This window comes from Protofrankia sp. Cr1, from assembly GCF_963555865.1.
Classification (GTDB): domain Bacteria; phylum Actinomycetota; class Actinomycetes; order Frankiales; family Frankiaceae; genus Protofrankia.
Genome location: NZ_CAUVXO010000275.1, coordinates 1 through 2123, shown reverse-complemented (window position 1 = coordinate 2123; position 2123 = coordinate 1). Strand labels below are relative to the sequence as shown.

The following is a 2123-nucleotide window of genomic DNA, read 5'->3' as shown; positions in this document are numbered from 1 at the left end:
AACATAAATCGATCCACTATACAAGGAGAATGAGCGGTGCCCGAACGCTATGACGTCATCATCGTCGGGACCGGCGCGGGCGGCGGGACGCTCGCGCACACACTCGCCCTCTCAGGCAAAAAGATTCTGCTGCTGGAACGGGGCGACTATCTGCCGCGGGAAATGGGGAACTGGGATCCCGAGGAGGTGTTCGTCGACGGCCGGTATATTTCCGCCGAAACCTGGTACGACGCCGACGGCAAGGCGTTTCAGCCGCAGGTTCACTATTTCGTGGGGGGTGCCACCAAGCTGTACGGGGCGGCGCTCTACCGACTGCGGCCGCGGGATTTCGGTGAGCTGCATCATGTTGACGGCGTTTCGCCGTCCTGGCCGCTGTCCTACGACGACTTCGAACCGTGGTACACGAGGGCGGAGTGGCTCTACCAGGTCCATGGAAACCACGGTGATGATCCCACCGAAGGCCATTGGAGCAAGGAGTACCCCTGGCCGGCGGTCTCCCATGAACCTCGAATGCAGCAGATCTTCGATGATCTGAAAACCGGTGGATACCAGCCCTTCCACGCGCCGTGCGGAATCCTGCTCGACGAGACGGACCGGGCGAAAAGCGCATGTATCCGCTGTGCGTGGTGCGACGGGTATCCGTGTCTGGTGCACGCCAAGTCCGATGCGGAGGTGATCGCGGTACGGCCGCTGCTGGACCAACCGCATGTCACGCTCCTGGTCAACGCCGAGGTCATCAGGCTGGAGACCGACCCGACCGGCCGCACCGTTACCGGTGTCGTCGTGTCCCGCAACGGCGGTCGCGAGGTCTACGAGGCCGACATCGTGGCCCTCTGCGCCGGCGCCGCGAACAGCGCCAAAATCCTGCTCGCCTCGGCCGGTGACTCCCACCCCCACGGGCTCGCAAACGGCTCGGACCAGGTCGGCCGAAACTACATGTTCCACAATTCCAAGGCCGTGGTCGCCCTCTCCGACGAGCCCAATGAGACGGTCTTCCAGAAGACCCTCGGACTGAACGATTTCTACTTCGGCAGCGATGACTACCCGTGGCCAGCCGGCAGCATCCAGATGGTGGGCAAGTCGAACGCGGCGGCCATGCGCGGCGAAGAACCCACACTCACCAAGCTGGCCCCGAAACGGAGCCTGGAAGAGACGGCCAGGCACGCCGTCGACTTCTGGCTGAGCACCGAGGACATCCCCCGCCCGGAAAACCGGATCACCCTGGCGCCCGACGGCAACGTCCGCCTCGCCTACACCTCGACCAACAACGACGAGGCCGGTCACCTGTACCACCAGCTGAAGAAGATTCTCAATCACATCGGCATGTCCGCGCACCACGTGCTCCGGAAGAACTTCTACATGTCCATGAACATCGAGATAGCCGGTGTCGCGCACCAGGCCGGCAGCGCCCGGTTCGGCACCGATCCCGCGACGTCGGTGCTCGACGTGAACTGCAAGGCCCATGAACTCGACAATCTCTACGTCGTCGACACCAGCTTCTTTCCCAGCATCGGCGCGGTGAATCCGGCACTCACCGCCATGGCCAACGCTATCCGAGTCGGCGAGCACCTGTGTGAGCGGATGCAGTAACGCGGGCGACCGGGCAAGAACCGGTACCGGACGGATACCGGATGGCGATGGCGATGGCGATGGCGATGGCGATGGCGAGGATGCATGGCCAGCAGGACCGAAACGACCGTCATCTACGCGGCTGGTGCCGCGCAGGGCATTGTGCTGGTGACCTTCCCCGCCGCGAGCGCCATCTTCACCGACCCGGACAAATACGACCTGTCGAGCACGCAGTACGGGAGCATGTTCCTCCCGCAGGTCGTCACGGCCGTCACCACCGCGCTGCTGGGCGCGCACCTGGGCCGGCGTTTCGGCACGAAGCGGGTGTATCTGGCCGGCCTGTGCGCCGGTCTGGTATCCATGACGCTGCTCGTCCTCAGCCAACTGTTCACCGCGGAACAGTCCGTCGCCTACGGAATGCTGCTGCTGGCAACGGCGAGTCTGGGCGCCGGATTCGGCCTCACGGTACCCGCCCTGAACACGTTCACCGCCGCGTTTCACCCCCGGGCCGTCGACGCGTCCATTCTCACGCTCAACGCCCTTCTCGGTCTCGG

Annotated in this window: 1 protein-coding gene and 1 pseudogene; both read left to right on the top strand. The window is 64.2% G+C overall.

Annotation, left to right across the window (positions count from 1 at the left end; all coding sequences use genetic code 11):
- Nucleotides 1-36: 36 nt before the first annotated feature.
- The gene (locus U9980_RS18790) at nucleotides 37-1590 is read left to right on the top strand and encodes a GMC family oxidoreductase (RefSeq protein WP_322769114.1); all 1554 of its coding nucleotides are present in this window, start codon (nucleotides 37-39) and stop codon (nucleotides 1588-1590) included.
- Between the two features lie 84 nt (nucleotides 1591-1674).
- Nucleotides 1675-2123: pseudogene (locus U9980_RS18785) on the top strand (MFS transporter); the annotation flags it as partial.